Origin of the sequence: Methylocystis sp., assembly GCF_051061225.1 — a bacterium.
Classification (GTDB): Bacteria; Pseudomonadota; Alphaproteobacteria; order Rhizobiales; family Beijerinckiaceae; genus Methylocystis.
In genome coordinates, this window is sequence record NZ_JBPFEB010000126.1 from 19569 (window position 1) to 41258 (window position 21690).

Consider the following 21690-nt stretch of genomic DNA (forward strand, 5'->3'; position numbering starts at 1 on the left):
TCACCCCCCGAACAGGCGGCGGAAAAAGCCTTTCGGCTTTTCCGCCGGGACGGGCGGCGGGACTGGCGGCGGCGGGGCGGCGGCGGCGGCCGTCATGCCGGCGGCGACGCGCGTCTGTTCGGCCTCTGCCTCGACGCCCGCGCGCTGCATCAGCGCGGCCAGTGTCGGCGCGGAGTTGGCCGAGACCCAGCGGCCGGCGCGGCGCGCGGCGAGATAATCCGCCAGCGCCGCGACGCTGCGCGAATCGCGATGCTTCTCGAAATGAACGATGGCCCTTTCGACGGCCGCCGCATCCGCCAGCGTCCGCGCGGCGCGTTCGGCCTCCCGGCGCAAGGCAGGATCGGGCGAGAGGCCGATGCGCGCCTCCCGCAAGACCGGGGCGTCGTCGTCCCGCATGAGCGCGCGCAGGACGGCGAGCTGGGCGGCCGCGTCGAGACCCGGCGGCGCCATCCCCTCGGCGCCGCAGGCGGCGGCATAGCGCGCCGGCAGCGGCGCTGGTCCGCGCCCCTCCGCGCCGATGCGTCCCTGCGGCGCGGTTTGCGCCAGCGGGCCGCCTTTGGCGAGCGCGGCGGTCACCGCCGGATCGACCCGATAGGCCCCATAGCCGCCCATCGACTCGATGCGGGCGGGCGCGGCGGCGTCGCGCGCGAGCGCGACGAAGCTCGCCTGCTGCAACGGCTCGAACAGGTCCCACAGGCCCACGGCCGAGAAGCGCCCCGACAGGCCGGCGCGGGTCAGCGCCTCGTTGAAGGCGGAGACGAGCTTCTCGCGCCGTCCTTTCAGACCGGCCGCGCGTTCGGCGAAGGCGCGGGCGGCGACGCCCGTGCTCATGCGCGCGCTGGCCGCCTCGGCGCGGCGCATCAGCTCGTCGAGCAGCAGATCGTCGTCGAGACGCCGGGGCGTGAGGCCGTCCGCCTCGATGCGAAACAGCCGCGCGAAGGGCGGCCCGCCCGGATCGACGGGGGCCGCGCCGAGATCGCCCGTGCGGGCGGCGGGGCAGACGAGCCCCACCTCGTCGCCGAGCGCGGCGCCGTAAAAGTCGATGTCGATGGTCTCGCCCAGCCCCGCCCCGTTGCGGTCGACGCCGCGCCGCACGGCGACGCCGTCGGCCTCCGGCGCGGCGGGGTCGAGCAGCAAATTGAGAAGATTGGCGACGATGACGGCGTCGCTCGCCTCGACCGCGTCCGGATGTTCGGCCGGATCGCCGGTCGCCTGGCGGATGTCCTCCACGCCCAACGGATCAATGACCGGCTCGCCCGCCGCCTTCTGCTCCTGCATCCAGCCGCGCAGGCGGCGGCGCTGGCCGAGCGCCATGGCGACGCAGGTCCGCCCCAGAAGCGTGGCGCTCTCCTCCAGCGAATCGGGAATGCGCAGCCGCAGCGCCGCGCGCGGCGCGCCATTCTCGCCGACCCAGTGCTGCATGATGGCGAAAGGCGCCTCGCGCGTGTCGGCGGCCGCCTCCGTCTCCAGCGCGCGCGCTTCGAGCAGCAGCCGGCTCTGCCAGGCGGGGAACATCCGCCGCGCCGGCGCAAGCCGGAGGATCAGCCCGCCATCCGGCCCTTGCTCGAAGGCGCGGCGCTGGCCGATGGCCCAGACCAGCCGCGCCCCCGCCGTCGCCGTCTGCTCGCGCGCCAGCCTTTCGACGTCGCCGCGCGTCGGCAGCGACATGATCCGAAACTGCGGCTCCGCGCCGTTCCCCTCGGGCAGCAGCGTCATCAGCAGGCGGTATTCGCCGCCCGACGGTTGGTCGCGCTCGGCGCCGAGGGCGAGCGTCAGCGTCGAGCCGTCGGCCGCCGTCAGAAGCAGGAACGAATGCTCCGCCGGCAGGTCGAAAAGGACGATGTCCGAGCGCCAGCGGGCCGCGTCGACGGCCTCGATGAGCGTGGGCTCGGCCGCGAAAGCGGGATCGCGCGCGGAGACGACGGTCAGCGCCGGACGCGCCGCGAGCGGCAGCGCGCGCTCGGCGCCCTCGAAGCCGCCAATGGCGAGACGGCGGCCGCCGTCCCAGAAGTAATCCAACTGCTCCTGCCACATTCGCCGTAGCGCCCGGGTGTAAAGCTTGCGGAAAGCATGGCGCCACGGACCATGCGCGAAGAAGTGCGCGGAGAATAGCCGCGCCCGGCCCCGCCGCGCAATTGCCTGCGAAAATGGGTTGACGCCCGCGCGCAACGAGCCCATCTTTTCGGGCGTGGACTTCTTCGCGGGAGAGACCGGCCGTTCGGCCGGCGCCGAAGGCGAAACCGCCCCGGAAACGCTCAGGCAAAAGGACCGCGTGAAGAAAAGACTCTGGAAAGCGGCGTGGCGTTGAGACGCCTCGTCCACCGAAGGGCGTAACCCGGACCCGGCTCGCAAGGCGGAGACCCCGGGGAAATCTCTCAGGTCACCGGACAGAGGGGGCGCGCGGGACGCGGGAGTCCGCAAGCTGCGCTTGACGCCCAACGCCGGAGAGTCTCTCGTGACCGCTCAGCCTAACCCCGACAACGCGCTCGCGTCCTTGCCGCTCGATTCGCTGCACCGCGCCCTCGGCGCGCGCATGGCCGCTTTCGCCGGTTATGACATGCCTTTGCAATATGCGTCCGGCATCGTCTCCGAGACGCTGCACACGCGCCAGAAAGCCGGACTTTTCGACGTGTCGCACATGGGCCAGGCGATCCTCGCCGGCGCCGGCGCCGCGCGGGCGCTGGAGACGCTGGCCCCCGCCGATCTGATCGGCCTCGCGCCCGGCCGCACGCGCTACACCCAGCTTCTCAACGAGAAGGGCGGCGTTCTCGACGATCTCATGGTCACGCGCCTGCCGGGCGTCGAAGAGCGGCTGCTCCTCGTCGTCAACGCCTCGCGAAAGGAGCAGGATTTTTCGCTGTTGCGTGAGCGCCTGCCCGAGTTCGATCTGACGCCGCTGAACCGCGCGCTGATCGCCTTGCAGGGGCCGCGCGCGGCTTCCGTGCTCGCCGCGCTCCTGCCGGGCGCCGAGGACCTTCCCTTCATGGGCTGGCGGGCGTTCGAGGAAGGCCCGACAAGCGTCTTCGTCTCCCGCAGCGGCTATACGGGCGAAGACGGCTTCGAGATTTCCCTGCGGCCCGAAAACGCGGAAAGCTTCGTGAAGGCGCTGCTTGATAACGGCGAGGTCGCGCCCGCGGGGCTCGGCGCGCGCGACGCGCTGCGGCTCGAAGCGGGACTGCCGCTCTATGGCCATGACCTCGACGAGACGACCGATCCGGTGGAGGCGGGCCTCGCCTGGTCGATCGGCAGGCGGCGGCGCGCGGAAGGCGGCTTCCCCGGCTTCGCACGCATCAGCGCCGCCTTGCGCGACGGACCGCCGCGGCTGCGCGTGGGTCTGCTGCCGCAATCGAAGGCGCCGGTGCGCGAGGGCGCCATGCTCATCGCGCAAAGCGGCGAGGTCGTCGGCCACGTCACCTCCGGCGGTTTCTCGCCGACGCTGCAACGGCCGATCGCCATGGGCTATGTCGCGCGCGGTCATTCGCAAACCGGCGCGCAGCTTGCGACGGACCTGCGCGGCGCCCGCGTCCAGCTCGACGTCGCCCGGCTGCCGTTTGTCGCCCATCGCTATTTCAAACCCAAGGAGTCGCCATGACGGATCTGCGCTTCACGAAAGACCACGAATATCTTCGCCTCGACGGCGGGACCGCTGTCGTCGGCATCACCGATTACGCGCAGGAGCAGCTTGGCGACATCGTCTTCGTGGATCTTCCCAAGGTCGGCAAGAAAGTGGCGAAGGGCGTCGAACTCGCGGTCATCGAAAGTGTGAAGGCGGCGAGCGAGGTCTATGCGCCCGTCTCCGGCGAAGTGATCGAGGTGAACGCGGCGCTCGGCGAAAAGCCGGCGCTCGTCAACGAAGACCCGCTCGACGGCGGCTGGCTCGTGAAGCTGCGCGTCGAAACGCCAGACGAAACCGCTGCGCTCATGGACGCCGACGCCTATGCGGGCTTCCTGAAGACACTCTAGCGCGAAGACAGGAAAAAGAGATGCGCTATCATCCGCTGTCCGACGCAGACAGACAGGCCATGCTCGCGACCATCGGCGTCGCGGACGTCGCGGCGCTCTACTCCGACGCGCCCGCCTCGACGCTGATCCGGGAGCCGCTTGACCTGCCGCGGCACAAGTCCGAAATCGAGGTCGAGCGCCATCTCAAGCAGCTTGCGGCGCGCAACATGGCGGCGGGCGACGCTGCGTTCTTCGTCGGCGCCGGCGCCTACCGGCATCACGTGCCGGCGAGCGTCGATCATCTGATCCAGCGCTCGGAGTTCCTGACGAGCTACACGCCCTATCAGCCGGAGATTTCCCAAGGGACGCTGCAAACGCTCTTCGAATTCCAGACGCAGGTCGCGCTGCTCACCGCAATGGAGGTCGCCAACGCCTCCATGTATGACGGCTCCACGGCGACCGCCGAAGCCGTGCTGATGACGCATCGCCTGACCGGGCGGCGCAGGGCGCTGCTCTCCGGCGGACTGCATCCGCAGTACGCGGAGGTCGTGCGCACCATCTCGCGCCTCGCCGAGGACGCGGTCGTCGACATGCCGCCGGACGCCTCTGGCGTCGAGGATCTGATCGCGCGCATCGACGACTCGCTCTCCTGCGTCGTCGTGCAGACGCCCGATGTCTTCGGCCATTTGCGCGACCTCACGCCCATCGCCGAGGCCTGCCATCGCCACGGCGCGCTGCTCATCGCCGTCGTCACGGAAGCCGTTTCGCTCGGGCTTCTGACGCCGCCGGGCGACATGGGCGCGGACATCGTCGTGGGCGAGGGACAGTCGATCGGAAACGCGCTGAATTTCGGCGGCCCCTATGTGGGGCTCTTCGCCACGCGGCAGGAATTCGTGCGGCAAATGCCGGGGCGGCTCGCTGGCGAAAGCGTCGACGCCGACGGACGGCGCGCCTTCGTGCTGACCCTCTCGACGCGCGAGCAGCACATCCGCCGCGACAAGGCGACGTCGAACATCTGCACCAATTCGGGGCTTTGCGCTCTGGCCTTCTCGATCCATCTCACGCTGCTCGGGCAGGCCGGTCTGACAAGGCTCGCGCGGCTCAACCACGTCAACGCCGTGGCGCTCGCCGAACTGCTGGAGCGGGTTCCGAGCGTGGAGATTCTCAACAAGAGCTTCTTCAACGAATTCACGCTGCGTCTCCCCGGCGACGCGGCGGCGCTGGTCGAGAAGATGGCGGCGAAGGGCGTGCTCGCGGGCGTTCCCGTGTCGCGGCTTCTGCCCGGCGCGGGGCTCGACGATCTCCTCATCGTCGCCAATACGGAAACCAATACGCCGGACGACCGCGCGGCCTTTGTCGCGGCGCTGAAGGATACGCTGTGATGCTCGATCGCCCTGTGCAAAATCACGACGAGGCCCCGGGAACCTTCACCGGCAATCGCGGTCTCGATCAGGAAGAACCCCTGCTGTTCGAGATCGGCCGGCTGGAGACGACCGGCGTCGACGTCGACGACGCGCCCGACGTTACGCCGCGCCTCGGCGGGCTCGAACGCAAGACGCCCATCGGCCTGCCGGGTCTCTCCGAGCCCGAGACCATGCGCCATTACGTGCGCCTCTCGCGGCGAAACTATTCCATCGACGCCGGGCTGTATCCGCTGGGCTCCTGCACGATGAAACACAATCCGCGCGGGAACGAGAAGATGGCGCGGCTCGACGGCTTCGCGGACGTTCATCCGCTGCAACCGGTCTCGACCGTGCAGGGCGCGCTGGCGGTGATGGAACAGCTCGCGCATTGGCTGATGACCCTCACCAACACCCACGCCATCGCGCTCTCGCCGAAAGCCGGCGCCCATGGCGAGCTTTGCGGCATGATGGCGATCAAATCCGCCATTGCGGCGCGCGGCGAAGGCGCTGCTCGCACGGTGGTGCTCATTCCGCAATCGGCGCATGGCACCAATCCGGCGACCGCCGCGCTGCTCGGCTTTTCCGTGCGCGTCGTGCCGGCGGCGGCGGACGGGACCGTGCGCGCCGAGGCGGTGCGCGCGGCGCTCGGCCCGGACGTCGCGGCGATCATGCTCACCAATCCGAACACCTGCGGCCTGTTCGAGCGCGAGATCGTCGAGATCGCCGACGCCGCCCATGAGGCGGGCGCTTACTTTTACTGCGACGGCGCGAATTTCAACGCCATCGCCGGCGTGGCGCGGCCGGGCGATTTCGGCGTCGACGCCATGCATATCAATCTGCACAAGACCTTCTCCACCCCGCATGGCGGCGGCGGTCCGGGCGCGGGGCCCGTTGTGCTCTCGCAACGTCTCGCGCCCTTCGCGCCGGTTCCCTTCCTCCGCCGCGACGGCGAGCGGCTGGAGCTCGTCGAACATGCGGAGGGGACGCAAAGCTTCGGCCGCATGACGGCTTTCCACGGCCAGATGGGCATGTTCGTGCGCGCGCTCGCCTATCTTCTGGCGCATGGCGTCGACGGCGTGGCGCAGGCCTCGCGAGACGCGGTGCTCGCGGCGAATTATGTGCGCGCCGCGCTGCGCGACGTGATGACCCAGCCCTTCGGCGACCGGCCCTGCATGCATGAAGTCCTGTTCGACGACGCCTGGCTCAAGGGAACGGGCGTGTCGACGCTCGACTTCGCCAAGGCGATGATCGACGAGGGCTATCATCCAATGACGATGTATTTCCCGCTCGTCGTGCACGGCGCCATGCTGATCGAGCCGACGGAATCGGAGTCGAAGGCGTCGCTCGATCTGTTCGTGGCGACGCTGCGCGACCTCGCCAGATCGGCGCGGGAGGGGGACACGAAACGCTTCACGGACGCCCCGCGCCTCGCGCCGCGACGGCGCGTCGACGAGACGCTGGCCGCGCGAAAGCCCGTGTTGCGCTGGCGGGCGGGGGAGACGGCTTCGTCCCGAGCGACCTGATTTGCGGGGAGGGGGAAGCCGCGAACACCCCCCAGGATGGACCCCCACCCCTGCCCCTCCCCGCAAGGGGGAGGGAGGGGATCAGCGGGACAGACCCGGACTACCGGTCGCGCGGGGGCAGGATCGGGAGAACGATTTCCGGCTGCTTGCCGGTGAGCGTCTTGAGGAAGGCGGCGATCTTGGTCGTCTCGTCGTCCGAGAGCTTGGCGCCGAGCTGCGCGTCCGCCATCACGCTCACGGCCTTCTTGAGATCGAAGGTCGAGCCCGTGTGGAAATAGGGCGCGGTCAGTTCGACATTGCGCAGCGACGGGACCTTGAAGACATAGCGGTCGGCGTTGGCTTTGGTCACCGCATAGCGGCCCGCGTCCTCGGCCGGCAGATATTCGGGACCCGGATTGGCCACGACCCCGAATTTCGCATAGGAGGCGCCGCCGACGTTGACGCCGTTGTGGCAGGAGGCGCAGCCCTTGTCGATGAAGAGCTTGAGGCCCGCCTTCTGTGTGTCGTCCAGCGCCGCGTCGTCGCCCGTCAGCCAGCGGTCGAAGGGCGCGTCCGGGGTGATCAGCGTCGCCTCGAAGACGGCGATGGCGCGGCCGATATTGTCATAGACAAGCGGATCGGCGTCGGCGGGGAACGCCTTCCTGAAGGCGTCCGCATAGCCGGGAATCAGCTTGAGCTGCTCGATCTCATGCTGCTTGGTGGCCGCGAGCTCGGTCGGGTTGATCGCCATCGGGCCGCCGCGCGTCTTCAGCATGGCCTTCGGATTGGCCATGACGGAATTGACCACCTGATCCTTCAGGTCGCTGGCGCGGCCGTCCCAATATTGCGACTTGTTGAACACCGCGTTCAGCACGGTCTGGACTTCGCGGCCGGCGAGCTGGGCGTTTCCGGCGGAGAGGGCGCCGCCATCGACGCCGCCCATGCTGAGATTGTGGCAGGTGGCGCAGGCGAAGCTGCGGCTCTCCGAGAGGCGCGGTTCGAAATACAGCATCTTGCCGAGCGCGAGCTTCTCGGGCGTGGCCGGATTGTCGGGCAAGGCCGGCGCGGACTTCGGAATCGGCTCGAACAGGGTCTTCGCCTGATCGCGCAGGGCGTCCTCCGCGCGGGCCGAGCCCGCGCCAAGCGACAGGAGAGCGAGAAGCGAGACGATCAGGGACTGGCGCATGTTCGAACCCATCCTCGGGAACAGCCGGAAAGGAATCGTTTTATAGCACAGCTCCAAGCGGCCGCGCTCACTGACTCGCCCATAAAATCCGCGCGATCCAGCTGACCTCCTCGCGCGGGATCACGCGGTCGGGATAGGCGGGATTGATGGAATGCAGCTCGATCGCGCGGGCGGTCTGGCGCTTGAGCTCCTTGGCCATGATCTCGCCCGCGGCGGTCTTCACGACGACGCGGTCGCCGCGCCGCACCGGCGCCGAGGGCGAGACGATCACGACGTCGCCGTCGCGATAGAGCGGCGCCATGGAGTCGCCGGAAATTTCCAGCGCATAGGAATGCTCGTCCGCCTCGGCGAGCACGTCGATCTCGTCCCAGCCGGCGCCGGTGGCGAAGCCCGACTCGTCGAAAAAGCCGCCCTCGCCGGCCTGCGCCAAGCCGATCAGCGGGCGCGTGTGGCGCGGCCGCGCGCCGCTGTTGGCCGAGACCAGCGTCATGAATTCGTCGAGGCTCGCGCCGGTCGCCTGCAACACCTTGGCGATCGACTCGGTCGAGGGCCAGCGCTGGCGCCCCGTCTGCGTCTCGCGCTTGGAGCGGTTGAAGGTGGTGGGATCAAGCCCCGCCTTGCGCGCCAGGCCGGACGGCGTGAGGCCATAGCGGTCGCCGAGCGCGTCGATCGCCGCCCAGATTTGCGCATGTGTGAGAACCATGGGTCGATCCGGCAAGAATTCCTATCCACAGGAATATATGCTTGCCCCTCCCAACGCAACAGGAAGTTGTCCTCGCGGCGGCGCGGTTCAGACCTCCTCGCCGGCCTCCTCGGCCGAGCGGCCGGAAATGCGGCGGCGCGCCTGCTCCCGTTTGATCTGGCTGCGCCGCTCCTCCTGCCGGGCGCGCGCCTCCTCCCCGGTCGGCTGCAAAATCTTGCGAAACTCGTCGCGCTTCTCGTGAATGGAGGCGATCACATAGCCCATCGGCACGCCGACATCGACGAGCACGGTCTCGGCGAGCTGAAGGCTCGCCTCGATGGTTTCGGGGATCGCGTCGCTGGCCCCCAGCGAATAGAGCTTCGTCGCGTGGCGCGCGTCGCGGGCGCGGGCGACGATGACGAGGTCCTCGCGGATCTCGTGGGCGATGCGCACGACCTCCTCCACGGCGGCGGCGTTTTCGATGGTCACGACGAGGGCGCGGGCCTGCTCCAGGCCGCATCTGACCAGGAAATCGCGCCGCGCTGCGTTGCCCCAATAGATTTCGACGCCGCGCTCGCGCCCCCTGGAGACGAGGGAGACCATATTTTCGACGGCGACGAAGGGGACATTGTGGCGCTCGAGCATGTCGCCCACGAGGCTGCCGATGCGCCCGAAGCCGACGATGACGACGCGCCCCTCCGCCACGGCGCTGTCCGGCGCGAGATGGGCGTATTGCGCATCGTCGTCCTCCTCGCGCTCCGCCTGCCGGGAGAGCGCCGCGCCGAGCCGCCCGAGCAGCGGGATGCAGAAGATGGTCAGCGTCACCACCACCATGGCGTCGGCGCCGAAATGGCCGGGCAGCACGCCCGCGAGCATGGCCGAGGTGAGAAGCGCAAAGGCGAATTCGCCGCCCGGCGCGAGCAGCAGCGCCGCCTCCAGCGCCGGCCGCCAGGCGACGCCGAAGGCGCGCGCCAGCGGAAAGATGATCGCCGCCTTGACGGCGATGAGCCCGAAGGCGTTCAGGAAGACCGGCCCCGGATCGGAGATCACCGCGCCAATGTCGAGGCCCGCGCCGACGGAGACGAAGAACAGTCCAAGCAGCAGGCCCTTGAAGGGCTCGATCGTGACTTCGATCTCGCGCCGGAACTCGGTTTCCGCGAGCAGCAGGCCGGCGATGAAGGCGCCGAGCCCCATGGACAGGCCCGCCGCCGCCGTCACCAGCGCCTCGCCGACCACGACCAGCAGACAGGCGGCCATGAAAAGTTCGGTCAATTGCGCCGACGCGACGAGGCGGAACAGCGGGCGCAGCAGCAGACGGCCGAAGATGATCAGCCCGGCCAGCGCGACCAAGGCCGGCAGAAAGGCGGAAACCGCCTCCAGCGCGCTGAAGCCGCCAGTCTTCGCCTGGGCCAGAACCGAGACGAAGAAGAGCGCCGGCGCCACCGTCAGATCCTGCAGCAGCAGGACGGAAAAGGCGACGCGGCCGGGCGTCTTGTTGACGCGCCGGGCCTCCGAGAGCACCGGCATGACCACGGCCGTGGACGACATGGCGAGCGCGACGCCCATGAGGATGGACGGCGCGGCGCTGACTCCGAACCAGTAGTGCCCCACCGCCGCCAGCACCGTCCCGCACACGGCGACCTGCGCGAGCCCAAGCCCGAACACCAGCCGCCGCAGACGCGCCAGCCGCTCCCAGGACAATTCGAGCCCGATCATGAAGAGCAGGAAGACCAGGCCGAATTCCGCGAGCTGCGAGACGCCCTCGACATCCGCGATCGTGAACATGGCGGCGAGTTCGTGGGTCGCGGCGAGCCGGCCGAGCCCATGCGGCCCCAGCGCCGCCCCCGCGATCAGAAAGCCGAGAACCGGGCTGACGCGCAGCCGGTGGAAGAGCGGCACCACGACGCCCGCGGTGGCGAGGAACACCAGCGCCTCGCGGTACGACTCCAGATGCAGAGGATGATCGCTCACAAGGCCTCCCGCGCCCGTCCCGACTGAGATAGCGCGTTTTCGAATCGCGCGGCCTCAATGGAGCAAGTTTCAGTCCGCAAAAACAGCCGGGAGACGTGGGAGCCCCCTCCCCGCGCCTGCGGGGAGAGGAGACGGCGAGCGGCTAGACCACGTTCATTGCGCGGCGGCCTCCTCCCGGCCATGCGCCTTGGCGGATGGCGCGGCGGCGACGCGGGTCCAGGTCTCGCCGCTGCACAGAATGCCCCACAGGCACCCCTTCAGCCGCAGCTCATTGGCCGAGCGCAGGATGACATAGCCCTCATAGGTCTTGCCGTCCTGCGCATTGTAGAGCTTGCCCTTCCATTCGTTGGGGCCGCTTTTCGCCGCGCCGCGCAGGATCACCGTGCCGACGGCCTTGGCGTCTTCCTCCTTGGCGACGGACACGAGCTTGGCGCACAGCAGGCCGCCGTCGCAGTCATAGAAGCTGAACTGTTCGCCGCCGTCCGGCCGCAGCCAGACGCCATGTGGATCATTGGCGCCGCCCACGGCCCCGGCGGAGGCCGTGACGAGGGCGAGCGCGGCCGCGCCGGCCAGAATGCGCGCAAAGGGATCGAATACGGAGATACGCTTCATTTCGATCGCTCCTTCAAAGTGGCGATGAATGAAGCTTCCCCGCCCTTGCCGGCGATTCTTCGACCGCAATGCGGCGCCGCGGCCTTATCGTTGCAGGAGGCGCCGGTAGACCTCGAGCGTCGCATGCTGCATGTGCTCGATGGAGAAGCGCGACTGCACATTGTCGCGCGCGCGCAACATCATTTCGTCGCGCATGGAGGCGGTCATCGTCAGAGCCTCGCGGATCGCCGCGGCGAGACGGCCCGCGTCGCCCGGCGGCACGCGCCAGCCGGTGGCCTGCTGTGGCGGCGTCTGCGGCGGCGCCAGCACGATTTCGGGCGAGGCGCCGATGTCGGAGACGATCACCGGCGCGCCCATGGCCTGCGCCTCGATGGCGACGCGCCCGAAGGCCTCCGGCTCGGTCGAGGGCGCGATGATGACGGCCGCGGCGAGATAGGCGGCCGGCATGTCCTCGCAATGGCCGACGATGCGCACGAGGTCGCCGACGCCCGCGCGGGCGATTTGCGCCTCCAGCGCGCGGCGGAAACTGTCGCTGTGCGGATCGCCGACGAAGAGCACGCGAATGTCGTCCGCGCCCTCCTCGGCCAGGCGCTTGACGGCTTCGATCGTCACCGCATGGCCCTTGCGGGCGGCGAGACGCGCCGGCAGCAGCACGACGCGCTCATGCGCGGCGAGGCCCCATTCGACGCGCAGGCGCTCGACGCGCGCCGGCGACACGGCGAGCGGCGAGAAGAACCGCAAATCCGCGCCGCGCGGAATGACGACGACGCGGTCGGCCGCCTCGGGATGCAGGCGGCGGATGCGCTGGGCCGCGAATTCGGAGATGGCGATCACAACATCGCCCGAGGCCATGATGGCGTTGTAGCGCAGCTTGATCGGCGAGGCGCCGTCATAGGCGCTGTGATAGGTGGTGACGAGCTTCGCGCCGGTCCGCCGCGTGGCGTAATAGGCGACCCATGCGGGCGCGCGCGAGCGGGCGTGCACGATGTCGACGCCCTCCTCGCGGATGATGCGCGCGAGCCGCAGGGAGTTCAGAGCCATGGCGACGGGATTTTTCGTCGCCGCCGGAAACGGCGTCCAGACGCCGCCCTTTGATTGAAGTTCGCTCACCATCCGGCCGCCGCGCGAGGCGACGAGGCAGCGGGCGCCGACCTGCGCCAGGGCCTCGGCCATCTCCACCGTCGCGCGCTCCGCCCCGCCCGACTGGAGATCGGGAACGATCTGCAAGACCGTGCGGCCGGCCAGCAAATGGTCGGGCGCGGCGGCGAGTGGGGCAAGCGTCTGCGACATGAGCGGGATTGCGCGCCTCCGGGCCCGAATGAGACGCTCGCATTCTCTTCCGGTATTATTTACCAAAGGTGAGCATCAGAAACGCCCAAAAATCAAGCATGACCGGCGCAACTGGAGAGTCTTGGCCTTCATGAGCGAATCCCCATCCCCTGTCGATTTCGTCGACATCGCCAATCCCGCCGGGGGCGCGCCCTGGCGCATCGCGCGGCGCCTGCGGCCGGCGGCGGCCGGCGGCGGCGGGCCGGGCCTCGTCTGGCTCGGCGGATTCGCCTCGGACATGGCCTCGACCAAGGCCGGCTTCCTCGACGACTGGGCGCGCGCGCGGGGCAGCGCCTTTCTGCGATTCGATTATTCCGGCCACGGCGACTCCGGCGGCGCATTCGCCGACGGCTGCATCGGCGACTGGCTCGCCCAGTCCGAGGGCGTCTTTCGCGACTCGACCAGCGGGCCGCAAATTCTCGTCGGCAGCTCCATGGGGGGCTGGATCGCCCTGCTGCTCGCAAGACGTCTCGCCGAACGCGGCGAAGAGGCCCGGCTGGCCGGCCTGGTGCTGCTCGCGCCCGCCGTCGATTTCACCGAAGAGCTGATGTGGAGCCGTCTCGACGACGCGGCGAAGCGCGACGTCATGGAGAAGGGCGCCTGGATGCGCGCCTCGCAATATGCGCCGGAGCCGACCCCCATCACCCGCCGCCTGATCGAGGACGGCCGTCGCCATCTCCTGCTCGGCGGCGAAATTCGCGCGCATGCGCGCGTCCATATTCTGCAAGGCATGGCCGACCCGGACGTGCCCTGGCGCCACGCGCTGACGCTTGTCGAACACCTTTCGGCCGATCCGGTGACGCTGACCTTCATCGCCGACGGCGATCACCGCCTGTCCCGGGAGCAGGACCTCGCCCAGCTCGGCGCGGCGGTCGAGCTGATGAGCGCGCCCGCCGCCGGCCCGGCGCAGCCCGATCTGTTCTCCGCCGGATAGCCGCCGACCAGGGCGCGCGGCAAAGGGGCGTCGCCAGCCTGGCGCGAGGTCGGGCCTTGACACGTCAGGCCCGCGCCTCGATGTTGCCGAACAATTCGTTCGGCATATCGAACGTGAGGACATTTTGACTCATTCCGAGCGGCAGGAAGACGTCGCGCGACAGGCGGCGCAAGGCGGCGTCAGGACCAATGGAGCCGGGGCGAACGGCAAGACCGTCGTCTTTCCGGCCGAGCAGGCGCTCGTCACCGACGGCGGCGGCCGAATCGCGCCGCTGGCGATCGGCTACGAAACCTATGGCGCGCTCAATGCAGACAAGAGCAACGCCATCCTGCTCTGCCACGCACTGACCGGCGACCAGTATGCGGCGGGGGTCCATCCCGTCACCGGCAAGCCTGGCTGGTGGGAGGCCATGGTCGGACCCGGCAAGCCTTTCGACACGGACCGGTACTTCATCATTTGCTCCAATGTGGTCGGGGGCTGCATGGGCACCACCGGCCCCTCCTCGGTCAATCCGGCGACCGGCCGGCCCTACGGGCTGGATTTCCCGGTCGTGACCATCCGCGACATGGTGCGCGCCCAGGCCATGCTCATCGACCATCTGGGGATCGACACGCTGTTTTGCGTGGCGGGCGGCTCGATGGGCGGCATGCAGGTGCTGCAATGGGCGGCGAGCTATCCCGAGCGGGTGTTCTCGGCCATGCCCATCGCCACGGCGGCCAAGCATACGGCGCAGAACATCGGCTTCAACGAGGTCGGGCGACAGGCGGTGATGGCCGACCCCGACTGGCGCGGCGGTCGCTATCTGGAACAGGGCGTGCGCCCCGAGAAGGGCCTCGCCGTCGCCCGCATGTCGGCGCATATCACCTATCTCTCGGAGGCCGCGCTGCAGCGCAAATTCGGCCGCAAGCTTCAGGACCGCTCGGCGCCGACCTTCTCCTTCGACGCCGACTTCCAGGTCGAGAACTACCTGCGCTATCAGGGGCTCGCCTTCGTCGAGCGCTTCGACGCCAATTCCTATCTCTTCGTGACCCGCGCCTGCGACTACTTCGATCTCGCGGCGGATTACGGCGGGTTGCTGGCGCAGGCGTTCAAGGATGCGAAGACCCGCTTCTGCGTGGTCGCCTTCGATTCCGACTGGCTCTATCCGACCTCGGACTCGCGCGCCATCGTCCATGCGCTCAACGCCAGCGGCGCCTCGGTGTCCTTCGTCGAGATCGAATCCGACAAGGGCCACGACGCCTTTCTCCTGCACGAGCCGATGTTCATCGCGACGACAAGGGGCTTCCTCGAAGCCGCGGCGACGGCGCGGGGCCTGAGGGCAAGCGCATGATCCGGGCGCAGTCTCCCCGGCAGGATCACCTGCTCATCGTCGACATGGTGGAGGACGGCGCGCGCGTTCTCGACGTCGGCTGCGGCGACGGCGCGCTGCTCAAGCTCCTCGCCGAACGCAAGAATGTCGACGGGCGCGGCGTTGAGCTCTCCCAGCGCGGCGTCAACGAATGCGTCGCCAAGGGTCTGTCCGTCATTCAGGGCGACGCCGACACCGATCTGCGCGACTATCCGGACGACGGGTTCGACTACGTCATCCTTTCGCAGACCTTGCAGGCCACGCGCCATCCGCGCGACGCCCTGGAGAACATGTTGCGGATCGGGCGGCGCGCGATCGTCTCCTTTCCCAATTTCGGCTATTGGCGGGTGCGGGCGCAGCTCGCCTTTCGCGGCCGCATGCCGGTGACCGGCAATCTCGCCTATAGCTGGCACGACACGCCCAACATCCATCTGTGCACCATCCGCGACTTCGTGGAGCTCGTCGACGCGCTGGGCGCGCGGATCGAGCGTGGCGTCGCGCTGGATCACGCGGGGACGCCGATCCGCGTCAACGCCCCCTGGTGGGTGTGGAACCTGCTCGGCGAACAGGCGGTCTTCCTGCTCGCGCGCGAGGGCGCGCCCAGATAGCGGGAACGTGCGACGGTTTGTCCCGTGCGTTCGCCTTTCGCGCCGCCGCCATTCGCGTTAGCCTTTGAGCAAAGGCCGAAGGAGCCCCACCGCCCTTGAGCCTGGCGGCCCCGGTGGAAAAAGCAGCTTCGCACAAACCCTGACTCCGCGACGCCGTGCGCGAGAAGGGGCGTGCGCGACAAGGGGGATGTGGGCGTGTCCATAGAGACAAGCGACGTTGCGATGGGGCTTGCGAGCCCGCGCAAGGGCCGCGCCAATCGCCGAAACGGCCGCGTCACGGCGGCCGAGCCGCCCGCCTTGCGCGATCTGCCGCTGTTTTCACTCCTCGACGAGACGACCATCACGCGGCTGACGCTCGAGGCGAAGATCGAGTCCTGCAACGACGGCGCGGTGATCTTCCGGCAGGGCGATCCGGTCGCGGCGGTGACGGTCATTCTGCGCGGCTTCGTCAAGATCCTGCGCATCGCCTCCTGCGGCGACGAGACGCTGATCGGCATCCGCTCCAATGGCCAGACCCTCTGCGAGCCGCCGATGACGGCCAGCGAGAGTTACCGCGTCTCGGCGGAAGCGGTCGGGCCGACCACGCTGCTGAAATTCCCCGCCGCCCGCTTCACCCGGATGATGAGGGAGTCTCCGGCGCTGTTTGCGGCGATGATCCAGGACAGCAAGGACAAGATCTCCGCGCTGATCCTCGAGATCGAGTCGCTCAAGGCCCAGAACGCGGATCAGCGGCTGGCCAATTTCCTTCTGTCCCTGTGTCCGCCGGGCGTGGAGCAATGCCGCTTCCGCCTGCCCTATGACAAGCGCCTCATCGCCCAGCAGCTCGGCGTGAAGCAGGAGACCCTCTCGCGCGCCTTCGCGAAGCTGCGCGACGTCGGCGTGCGCACGGAGACGCGCGACATTCTCGTCGAAAGCGTCTCCCGGCTGGCGGGGCAATGCGAGCAGCTCGGCCGCTCGGCGCGCCTTTCGCCGGAGAAGGGCGCCCGCCGCCGTGAAAACGCCGCCTGACGCCGCGCGCCCCTTGTCATTCGCGCGCAGCTGACGGAAAACACCCGCGCCAGTCGTGGGAGAATCGGCATTGTCGGACAGTGACGTGAGAATTGTCGTCTGCGTCTCCTGTCGAGACGCCGGCGAAGACAACAGCCGCCCCGGCGCGGCCTTTCTCGACGCGCTGCAGGCGAGGCTCCGCGCGCGCAGCGTCGATTTGCGGGTCGAATCGGTGGAGTGCCTCGCCGTGTGCAAGCGGCCCGCGACCATCGCCCTCGCGGCGCCGGGCAAATGGACCTATGTGATCGGCGATCTCTCCTCCGCCACGGTCGATGATGTGATCGACTCGGCGCTGCGCTTCGGCGAGAGCGAGAATGGCATCGTCGCCTGGAAGGACCGGCCCCAGTGCTTCCGGAAAGGCGTCGTATCGCGCACGCCGCCGCTCACCTAGGGGCGCCCCACCCCCGCCACGGCTTTCGCGAGAGGGGACGCTCGCGATCAGCACGCTCGATGAATGCCCGGATCTGCTCCCTCTCCCGCGCGAGCGGGGGAGGGTTGGGGAGGGGGTCTCGCCATGAAGGCTCGGAGGAGTCGCGCCGTTACAGCGCGTTCCGCCGAAAACGCCCCCTTACTTCTTCTCCGCCTTCGCGCGTTCAATCGCGGCCGTGATCAGCGCGCGGGCGTCGGCGGCGTCGCCCCATCCGGCGACCTTCGCCCATTTGCCGGGCTCCAGATCCTTGTAATGCACGAAGAAGTGCTCGATCCGCCGCCAGGTCATCTCCTGAAGGTCGGTGTAATTGTGCACATCCGTGTATCGCGGGGTGAGGCGCGTCGACGGCACCGCGACGATCTTCTCGTCGCCGCCGGCCTCATCCGTCATGCGCAGCACGCCGATCGGCCGCACCGAAATCACCGCCCCCGGCGCCACGGGGCGCGTATTGGCGACGAGCACGTCGCAGGGGTCGCCGTCGTCCGAGAGCGTGTGCGGGATGAAGCCGTAATTCCCCGGATAGCGCATCGCCGTATAGAGGAAGCGGTCGACGAAGAGGGTGCCGGACGCCTTGTCGAGCTCATATTTGATCGGCTCGCCGCCGAGCGGCACTTCGACGACGACATTGACTTCATGCGGGGGGTTCGCGCCGATCGGAATGGCGTCGAGACGCATAACAAGAGCTCCGGTTTTCGAGGATTTTTGTCTAACGCGCAGCGCGTGCGAGGGGAGGTCGATTCGCAGGCGGCGCGCCTATATCCCACCGATCGTCCGTGGACGCCAGCATGGAATCAGCGATCATCGGACACTGGCGCGGCCACCGCGCTCGCGGCGCGTTCGGCGGCGGCCTGCATGTCTTCCGGCGACAGCGGCCCCACGAGCGCAAAGGCGAAACCGGCCGCGCGCCATTCAATGGCCGTGACGCCCGCCCCCGCGCGCGGCGGGAGCGGGGCGCCCGCCGCCTCGGCGCGTTCGAAATAAAGCCCGACGCGCGCGCCGTCGGCGCGCTCATAGAGCAGCAGCCCGGCCGGCGCGGCGACGCCCGGCGCGACCCGGCCGCCCAGCATCCGCAACCCCAGCCCGGAAAGGTCCGGCGTCTGCGCGAAGCCGACCCGCGCCTTGAGCCAGGCGACAAGCTCGCTGCGGCGCGAGGAGTCGATTTCGACCGGATGCGCGTCCGTGGCGTAGGTGGCGTAGGTGAGCGCGGCGCGGCCGGCGTAGCTTTGCGCGAAGGGCGCGGCGATCGGCGGGCGCGGCGTTTCGCTGCGGCCGGCGATGACCAGCGCCGCGAGTCCCGCCACGGCGGCGCCGGTCAGGAGCGTCAGCAGCGTCGAGAGCAGCGCCTGGCGCCGGCGGTTGGCGCGGATGTCGTCGAGGCGCTGCGCGGGACGTGAAGCGCCCGGGCGCCCCCAGTGAATGGCCCCCGTCTCGATCGGCCCCTGCGCGGGCGCCGGGGCGCGCAGGGCGGCGTCGCGCAGGGACAGCGGCGCGATCTCATGGGCGACGGGCTCGAAGGCCGCGCGCAACGCCGCGTTCTGGCGCCGCCAGTCCTCGACCAGCGCCGCATGTTCGGGGGTCTGGAGCAGGTGGTCCTGGACGCGGCGGCGCCGTTCGGCGTCCAGCTCGCCGTCGACGAGGGCGTGGAGGTCGGTTTCCTCGATCCGGGCGGAAGAACTCAAGCTGCGCCTATTTCACGATGCGAAGATGCGAGGCCGCGCGCCGCGCCGCGTCCGGCGCGCGCAGGCCCTCGACGGCGAGAGCCGCGCGGGCGCGCGTGAGACGTGCGAGCAGCGTTTCGCGCGGGGCGCCGACAATGCGGGCCGCCGCCTCGTAACCGAACCCCTCGAGCGAGACCAGCAGCAGCGCCGCCCGGTCGTCGAAGGGCAGGTCGGCGAGGCCATGGACAATGCCGGGATGGCGCGGCCCCGGACGCGGGGCGTGACCCAGGCGCTTGGCCGCCATGGCGGTCAGCGCGGCATAGGCCTCGATCCGGGCGTCGGAGAGATCGGCGGGGCGCAGCTCCCGCGCCCGGATTCGCGCGCCGACGCTTTGCAACGCGCTTTGCACGAGGTCGTCGGAGAGCGCATGGCCCGCCCCCGCGGCCAGCGCCCGGGAATAGCGGCGCAAAGCGGGAACGCTCCCGCCAAGCCCTTCAAGGATCTCGGCTTTCCTGGACATTCGCGGCCCGTCACGAAGGCTTGCACCCGCCATTAGTGGCGTTTCCTATGAGATGATAGGTCAATCGGCGGAAAATGGCCACAGGGCGGCGCGCGAGATTTGAAACGAATTCGGCGGCTCCGGGGGCAGGGTTTCCTTTGGGCAAAATCCACGCTAAAGGGCGCGCGACCCGTTTACGCCAAAATCATGGACGCCCCGATGACACAGCAAGACGCGCCCGCCGCTCCTTTCGCCGGAATCCTCGCCGGGAAGAAGGGGCTCATCCTGGGCGTCGCCAACAATCGCTCGATCGCCTGGGGCATCGCCAAGGCCTGCGCCAGCGCGGGCGCGGAACTCGCGCTGACCTATCAGGTCGAGGCGCTGGAGAAGCGCGTGCGTCCGCTCTCCGCCGAGCTTGGCGCCCATGTCGTCGGCCGCTGCGACGTCGCCGAGCCGGAGACCATCGACGCGGTCTTCGCCGAGGTGGAGAAGCTCTGGGGCAAGCTCGATTTCGTGGTCCACTGCCTCGCCTATTCCGACAAGGACCAGCTCGACGGCCGCTACGTCGACACGACGCTCGACAATTTCCTGATGTCGATGAACATCTCCTGCTTCAGCTTCACGGCGATCGCCCAGCGCGCCGAAAAGCTGATGCCGGAGGGCGGCTCGCTGCTGACGCTCTCCTATTACGGCGCCGAGAAGTGGATGCCGCATTACAATGTGATGGGCGTCGCCAAGGCGGGGCTCGAAGCCTCGGTGCGCTATCTCGCCGCCGACCTCGGCGTCAAGAACATCCGCGTCAACGCCATTTCGGCGGGGCCGATCAAGACCATGGCGGCCTCGGGCATCGGCGATTTCCGCTACATCCTGCGCTGGAACGAATATAACGCTCCGCTCCGCCGCGTCGTGACCATCGAGGAAGTGGGCGAGTCGGCCGTCTACCTGCTCTCGCCGATGTCGCGCGGCGTCTCCGGCGAGATCCTGCACGTCGACGCGGGCTATCACGTCGTCGGCATGATGAACCCGGCCGCCGCGCCCAAGATGGCCGATCTGCTGGCGCTGCTGCCGCAGGAGAAGTAACGGCGACGCGCGCACGACGGCTGCGCGCGCGGGAGGCTCCCTCCCCTCGCATGGAAAGGGGAGGGAACAATCGGGCGGCGCCCCCAGACGCTGGGCGCCGCGCCGCCTCAGTGCCCGAGCGACTTCACGATCGACTCGACGGTCTTCTTGGCGTCGCCGAAGAGCATCATCGTGTTGGGCCTGAAGAACAGCTCGTTCTCCACGCCGGCGTAGCCGGAGCCCATGCCGCGCTTTAGGAAGAGCACCGTCTTCGCCTTCTCCACATCGAGAATGGGCATGCCGTAGATCGGCGACGTCTTGTCGGTCTTCGCGGCCGGATTGGTGACGTCATTGGCGCCGATGACGAAGGCCACATCCGCCTGCGCGAACTCCGAATTGATGTCCTCCAGCTCGAAGACTTCATCGTACGGCACATTGGCTTCGGCGAGCAGGACGTTCATGTGCCCCGGCATGCGGCCCGCGACCGGATGGATCGCATAGCTGACGTCGACTCCTTCCTTTTTCAGCATGTCCGCCATTTCGCGCAGCGCATGCTGCGCCTGCGCCACCGCCATGCCGTAGCCGGGCACGATGATGATCTTGCCGGCGTTCTGCATGATATAGGCCGCGTCTTCCGGCGACCCCTGCTTGACGTTGCGCGTCTCCTTGGCGCCGCTCGCCGCGACGGTCTCGCCGCCGAAGCCGCCGAGGATCACCGAGATGAACGAGCGGTTCATCGCGTGACACATGATGTAGGACAGGATCGCGCCGGAGGAGCCCACCAGCGCTCCGGTGATGATCAGTGCGGAATTGCCCAGCGTGAAGCCGATGCCGGCTGCGGCCCAGCCCGAGTAGGAATTGAGCATCGACACCACCACAGGCATGTCCGCGCCGCCGATGGGGATGATGATGAGCACGCCCATCACGAAGGCCAGCGCCAGCATCGCGAAGAACGCGGGCAGGCTGCCGGTGAACATGAACACCAGCCCCAGCGCGATCGTGATCAGGCCGAGCAGCAGGTTCAGCTTGTGCTGTCCCGCGAACTGCACCGGCGCGCCCTGGAACAGGCGGAACTTGTAGGTGCCCGAGAGCTTGCCGAAGGCGATGACCGAACCGCTGAACGTGATCGCGCCGATGGCCGCGCCGAGGAACAGCTCCAGCCGGTTGCCGGTGGGAATCTCCGCGCCGCGCGGCAGCCCTTGCAGCAGCGCCGAGGGTTCCAGCACCGCCGCCACCGCGATGAACACGGCTGCGAGGCCGATCATGCTGTGGAAGAAGGCGACCAGCTCCGGCATCTTGGTCATCTCCACCGTGCGCGCGCGCCAGGCGCCGTAGGCGCCGCCGACGACCAGGCCGAGGAACATCCAGATCATCCCGCGGCCGCTGGCCGACAGCTCCACGATCAGCGCCGCCGTGGTCAGCGCGGCGATCGCCATGCCCGTCATGCCGAACACATTGCCGCGGATCGAGGTGGTGGGAT

At 68.9% G+C, this 21690-nt stretch carries 20 protein-coding genes and 1 riboswitch; of the genes, 10 read left to right on the forward strand and 10 right to left on the reverse strand.

The features are described 5' to 3' along the window. Entirely contained in the window at positions 1 to 2034 is a 2034-nt protein-coding gene (locus tag ACR652_RS21050) for a hypothetical protein (protein WP_434508431.1), read from the reverse strand. A gap of 157 nt (positions 2035 to 2191) precedes the next feature. Further along, positions 2192 to 2281: riboswitch (glycine riboswitch) on the forward strand. Between the two features lie 174 nt (positions 2282 to 2455). Between ACR652_RS21050 and gcvT the strand changes: the two genes are divergently transcribed. The 4 genes from gcvT to gcvPB are packed head-to-tail and all read left to right on the forward strand — an operon-like array spanning position 2456 to position 6868. Next, positions 2456 to 3592 carry a glycine cleavage system aminomethyltransferase GcvT gene (gene gcvT, locus ACR652_RS21055; RefSeq protein ID WP_434508432.1) on the forward strand — a complete coding sequence of 379 codons (1137 nt, stop codon included), beginning with the start codon at positions 2456 to 2458 and terminating at the stop codon, positions 3590 to 3592. After that, positions 3589 to 3963 carry a glycine cleavage system protein GcvH gene (gene gcvH / locus ACR652_RS21060; RefSeq protein ID WP_434508433.1) on the forward strand — a complete coding sequence of 125 codons (375 nt, stop codon included), beginning with the start codon at positions 3589 to 3591 and terminating at the stop codon, positions 3961 to 3963. The genes gcvT and gcvH overlap by 4 nt, the downstream gene beginning before the upstream one ends. Before the next feature lie 20 nt (positions 3964 to 3983). Then, positions 3984 to 5324, forward strand: a complete 1341-nt coding sequence (gcvPA, locus tag ACR652_RS21065; protein ID WP_434508434.1) for an aminomethyl-transferring glycine dehydrogenase subunit GcvPA — start codon at positions 3984 to 3986, stop codon at positions 5322 to 5324. After that, complete coding sequence (gcvPB, locus tag ACR652_RS21070) at positions 5324 to 6868, forward strand: aminomethyl-transferring glycine dehydrogenase subunit GcvPB (protein WP_434508435.1); 1545 nt, start codon at positions 5324 to 5326, stop codon at positions 6866 to 6868. Before gcvPA ends, gcvPB begins: the two co-directional genes overlap by 1 nt. 100 nt (positions 6869 to 6968) lie before the next feature. Here gcvPB and ACR652_RS21075 read toward each other — a convergent pair whose 3' ends face one another. The 5 genes from ACR652_RS21075 to ACR652_RS21095 form a co-directional block, all read right to left on the reverse strand. Then, positions 6969 to 8033, reverse strand: a complete 1065-nt coding sequence (locus ACR652_RS21075; RefSeq protein WP_434508436.1) for a cytochrome-c peroxidase — start codon at positions 8031 to 8033, stop codon at positions 6969 to 6971. 67 nt (positions 8034 to 8100) lie between these two features. Continuing rightward, on the reverse strand, positions 8101 to 8736 hold the full coding sequence (locus tag ACR652_RS21080) for a S24 family peptidase (protein ID WP_434508437.1): 636 nt from the start codon (positions 8734 to 8736) through the stop codon (positions 8101 to 8103). 87 nt (positions 8737 to 8823) lie between these two features. After that, positions 8824 to 10686, reverse strand: coding sequence for a cation:proton antiporter domain-containing protein (locus tag ACR652_RS21085; protein ID WP_434508438.1), 1863 nt, complete (start codon positions 10684 to 10686; stop codon positions 8824 to 8826). Between the two features lie 153 nt (positions 10687 to 10839). Next, positions 10840 to 11298, reverse strand: a complete 459-nt coding sequence (locus ACR652_RS21090; protein WP_434508439.1) for a DUF2147 domain-containing protein — start codon at positions 11296 to 11298, stop codon at positions 10840 to 10842. A gap of 84 nt (positions 11299 to 11382) precedes the next feature. Further along, positions 11383 to 12588: a glycosyltransferase family 4 protein gene (locus ACR652_RS21095; protein ID WP_434508440.1), complete on the reverse strand. Its 1206-nt coding sequence runs from the start codon at positions 12586 to 12588 to the stop codon at positions 11383 to 11385. Between the two features lie 130 nt (positions 12589 to 12718). Here ACR652_RS21095 and ACR652_RS21100 point away from each other — a divergent pair, with 130 nt between their 5' ends. The 5 genes from ACR652_RS21100 (at position 12719) to ACR652_RS21120 (ending at position 16955) form a co-directional block, all read left to right on the forward strand. Further along, positions 12719 to 13561 carry an alpha/beta hydrolase gene (locus tag ACR652_RS21100; protein ID WP_434508441.1) on the forward strand — a complete coding sequence of 281 codons (843 nt, stop codon included), beginning with the start codon at positions 12719 to 12721 and terminating at the stop codon, positions 13559 to 13561. Positions 13562 to 13685: 124 nt separating this feature from the next. After that, positions 13686 to 14891, forward strand: coding sequence for a homoserine O-acetyltransferase MetX (gene metX / locus ACR652_RS21105; RefSeq protein WP_434508442.1), 1206 nt, complete (start codon positions 13686 to 13688; stop codon positions 14889 to 14891). Continuing rightward, a complete protein-coding gene (metW, locus tag ACR652_RS21110) occupies positions 14888 to 15517 on the forward strand; it encodes a methionine biosynthesis protein MetW (RefSeq protein WP_434508443.1) in 630 nt (209 codons plus the stop codon). The genes metX and metW overlap by 4 nt, the downstream gene beginning before the upstream one ends. Positions 15518 to 15712: 195 nt before the next feature. Then, positions 15713 to 16525 carry a Crp/Fnr family transcriptional regulator gene (locus ACR652_RS21115; RefSeq protein ID WP_434508444.1) on the forward strand — a complete coding sequence of 271 codons (813 nt, stop codon included), beginning with the start codon at positions 15713 to 15715 and terminating at the stop codon, positions 16523 to 16525. Positions 16526 to 16595: 70 nt separating this feature from the next. Next, positions 16596 to 16955: a DUF1636 family protein gene (locus ACR652_RS21120; RefSeq protein WP_434508445.1), complete on the forward strand. Its 360-nt coding sequence runs from the start codon at positions 16596 to 16598 to the stop codon at positions 16953 to 16955. A 177-nt stretch (positions 16956 to 17132) separates the two neighbouring features. On the opposite strand, the gene ppa is transcribed toward ACR652_RS21120, so the two are convergent. The 3 genes from ppa to ACR652_RS21135 all read right to left on the reverse strand — a co-directional run bounded on the left by ppa (position 17133) and on the right by ACR652_RS21135 (position 19172). Next, a complete protein-coding gene (ppa, locus tag ACR652_RS21125; RefSeq protein WP_434508446.1) occupies positions 17133 to 17669 on the reverse strand; it encodes an inorganic diphosphatase in 537 nt (178 codons plus the stop codon). Positions 17670 to 17785: 116 nt separating this feature from the next. Beyond that, on the reverse strand, positions 17786 to 18673 hold the full coding sequence (locus ACR652_RS21130; RefSeq protein ID WP_434508447.1) for an anti-sigma factor family protein: 888 nt from the start codon (positions 18671 to 18673) through the stop codon (positions 17786 to 17788). Positions 18674 to 18680: 7 nt separating this feature from the next. Further along, positions 18681 to 19172, reverse strand: a complete 492-nt coding sequence (locus ACR652_RS21135) for a sigma factor-like helix-turn-helix DNA-binding protein (protein WP_434508448.1) — start codon at positions 19170 to 19172, stop codon at positions 18681 to 18683. A 198-nt stretch (positions 19173 to 19370) separates the two neighbouring features. Between ACR652_RS21135 and fabI the strand changes: the two genes are divergently transcribed. Beyond that, positions 19371 to 20231 (forward strand): enoyl-ACP reductase FabI, encoded by an 861-nt coding sequence (gene fabI, locus ACR652_RS21140; RefSeq protein ID WP_434508449.1) that lies wholly within the window; start codon positions 19371 to 19373, stop codon positions 20229 to 20231. 107 nt (positions 20232 to 20338) lie between these two features. Here the strand turns inward: fabI and ACR652_RS21145 are convergent. Beyond that, on the reverse strand, positions 20339 to 21690 hold a 1352-nt coding region (locus ACR652_RS21145), incomplete at its 5' end, for an NAD(P)(+) transhydrogenase (Re/Si-specific) subunit beta (RefSeq protein WP_434508450.1).

Coding starts and splice junctions, on each gene's coding strand:
- ACR652_RS21050 (WP_434508431.1), bottom strand. CDS start 2,034: ATGTGGCAGGAGCAGTTGGATTACTTCTGGGACGGCGGCCGCCGTCTC.
- gcvH (WP_434508433.1), top strand. CDS start 3,589: ATGACGGATCTGCGCTTCACGAAAGACCACGAATATCTTCGCCTCGAC.
- gcvPA (WP_434508434.1), top strand. CDS start 3,984: ATGCGCTATCATCCGCTGTCCGACGCAGACAGACAGGCCATGCTCGCG.
- gcvPB (WP_434508435.1), top strand. CDS start 5,324: ATGCTCGATCGCCCTGTGCAAAATCACGACGAGGCCCCGGGAACCTTC.
- ACR652_RS21075 (WP_434508436.1), bottom strand. CDS start 8,033: ATGCGCCAGTCCCTGATCGTCTCGCTTCTCGCTCTCCTGTCGCTTGGC.
- ACR652_RS21080 (WP_434508437.1), bottom strand. CDS start 8,736: ATGGTTCTCACACATGCGCAAATCTGGGCGGCGATCGACGCGCTCGGC.
- ACR652_RS21090 (WP_434508439.1), bottom strand. CDS start 11,298: ATGAAGCGTATCTCCGTATTCGATCCCTTTGCGCGCATTCTGGCCGGC.
- ACR652_RS21095 (WP_434508440.1), bottom strand. CDS start 12,588: ATGTCGCAGACGCTTGCCCCACTCGCCGCCGCGCCCGACCATTTGCTG.
- ACR652_RS21100 (WP_434508441.1), top strand. CDS start 12,719: ATGAGCGAATCCCCATCCCCTGTCGATTTCGTCGACATCGCCAATCCC.
- metW (WP_434508443.1), top strand. CDS start 14,888: ATGATCCGGGCGCAGTCTCCCCGGCAGGATCACCTGCTCATCGTCGAC.
- ppa (WP_434508446.1), bottom strand. CDS start 17,669: ATGCGTCTCGACGCCATTCCGATCGGCGCGAACCCCCCGCATGAAGTC.
- ACR652_RS21135 (WP_434508448.1), bottom strand. CDS start 19,172: ATGTCCAGGAAAGCCGAGATCCTTGAAGGGCTTGGCGGGAGCGTTCCC.
- fabI (WP_434508449.1), top strand. CDS start 19,371: ATGACACAGCAAGACGCGCCCGCCGCTCCTTTCGCCGGAATCCTCGCC.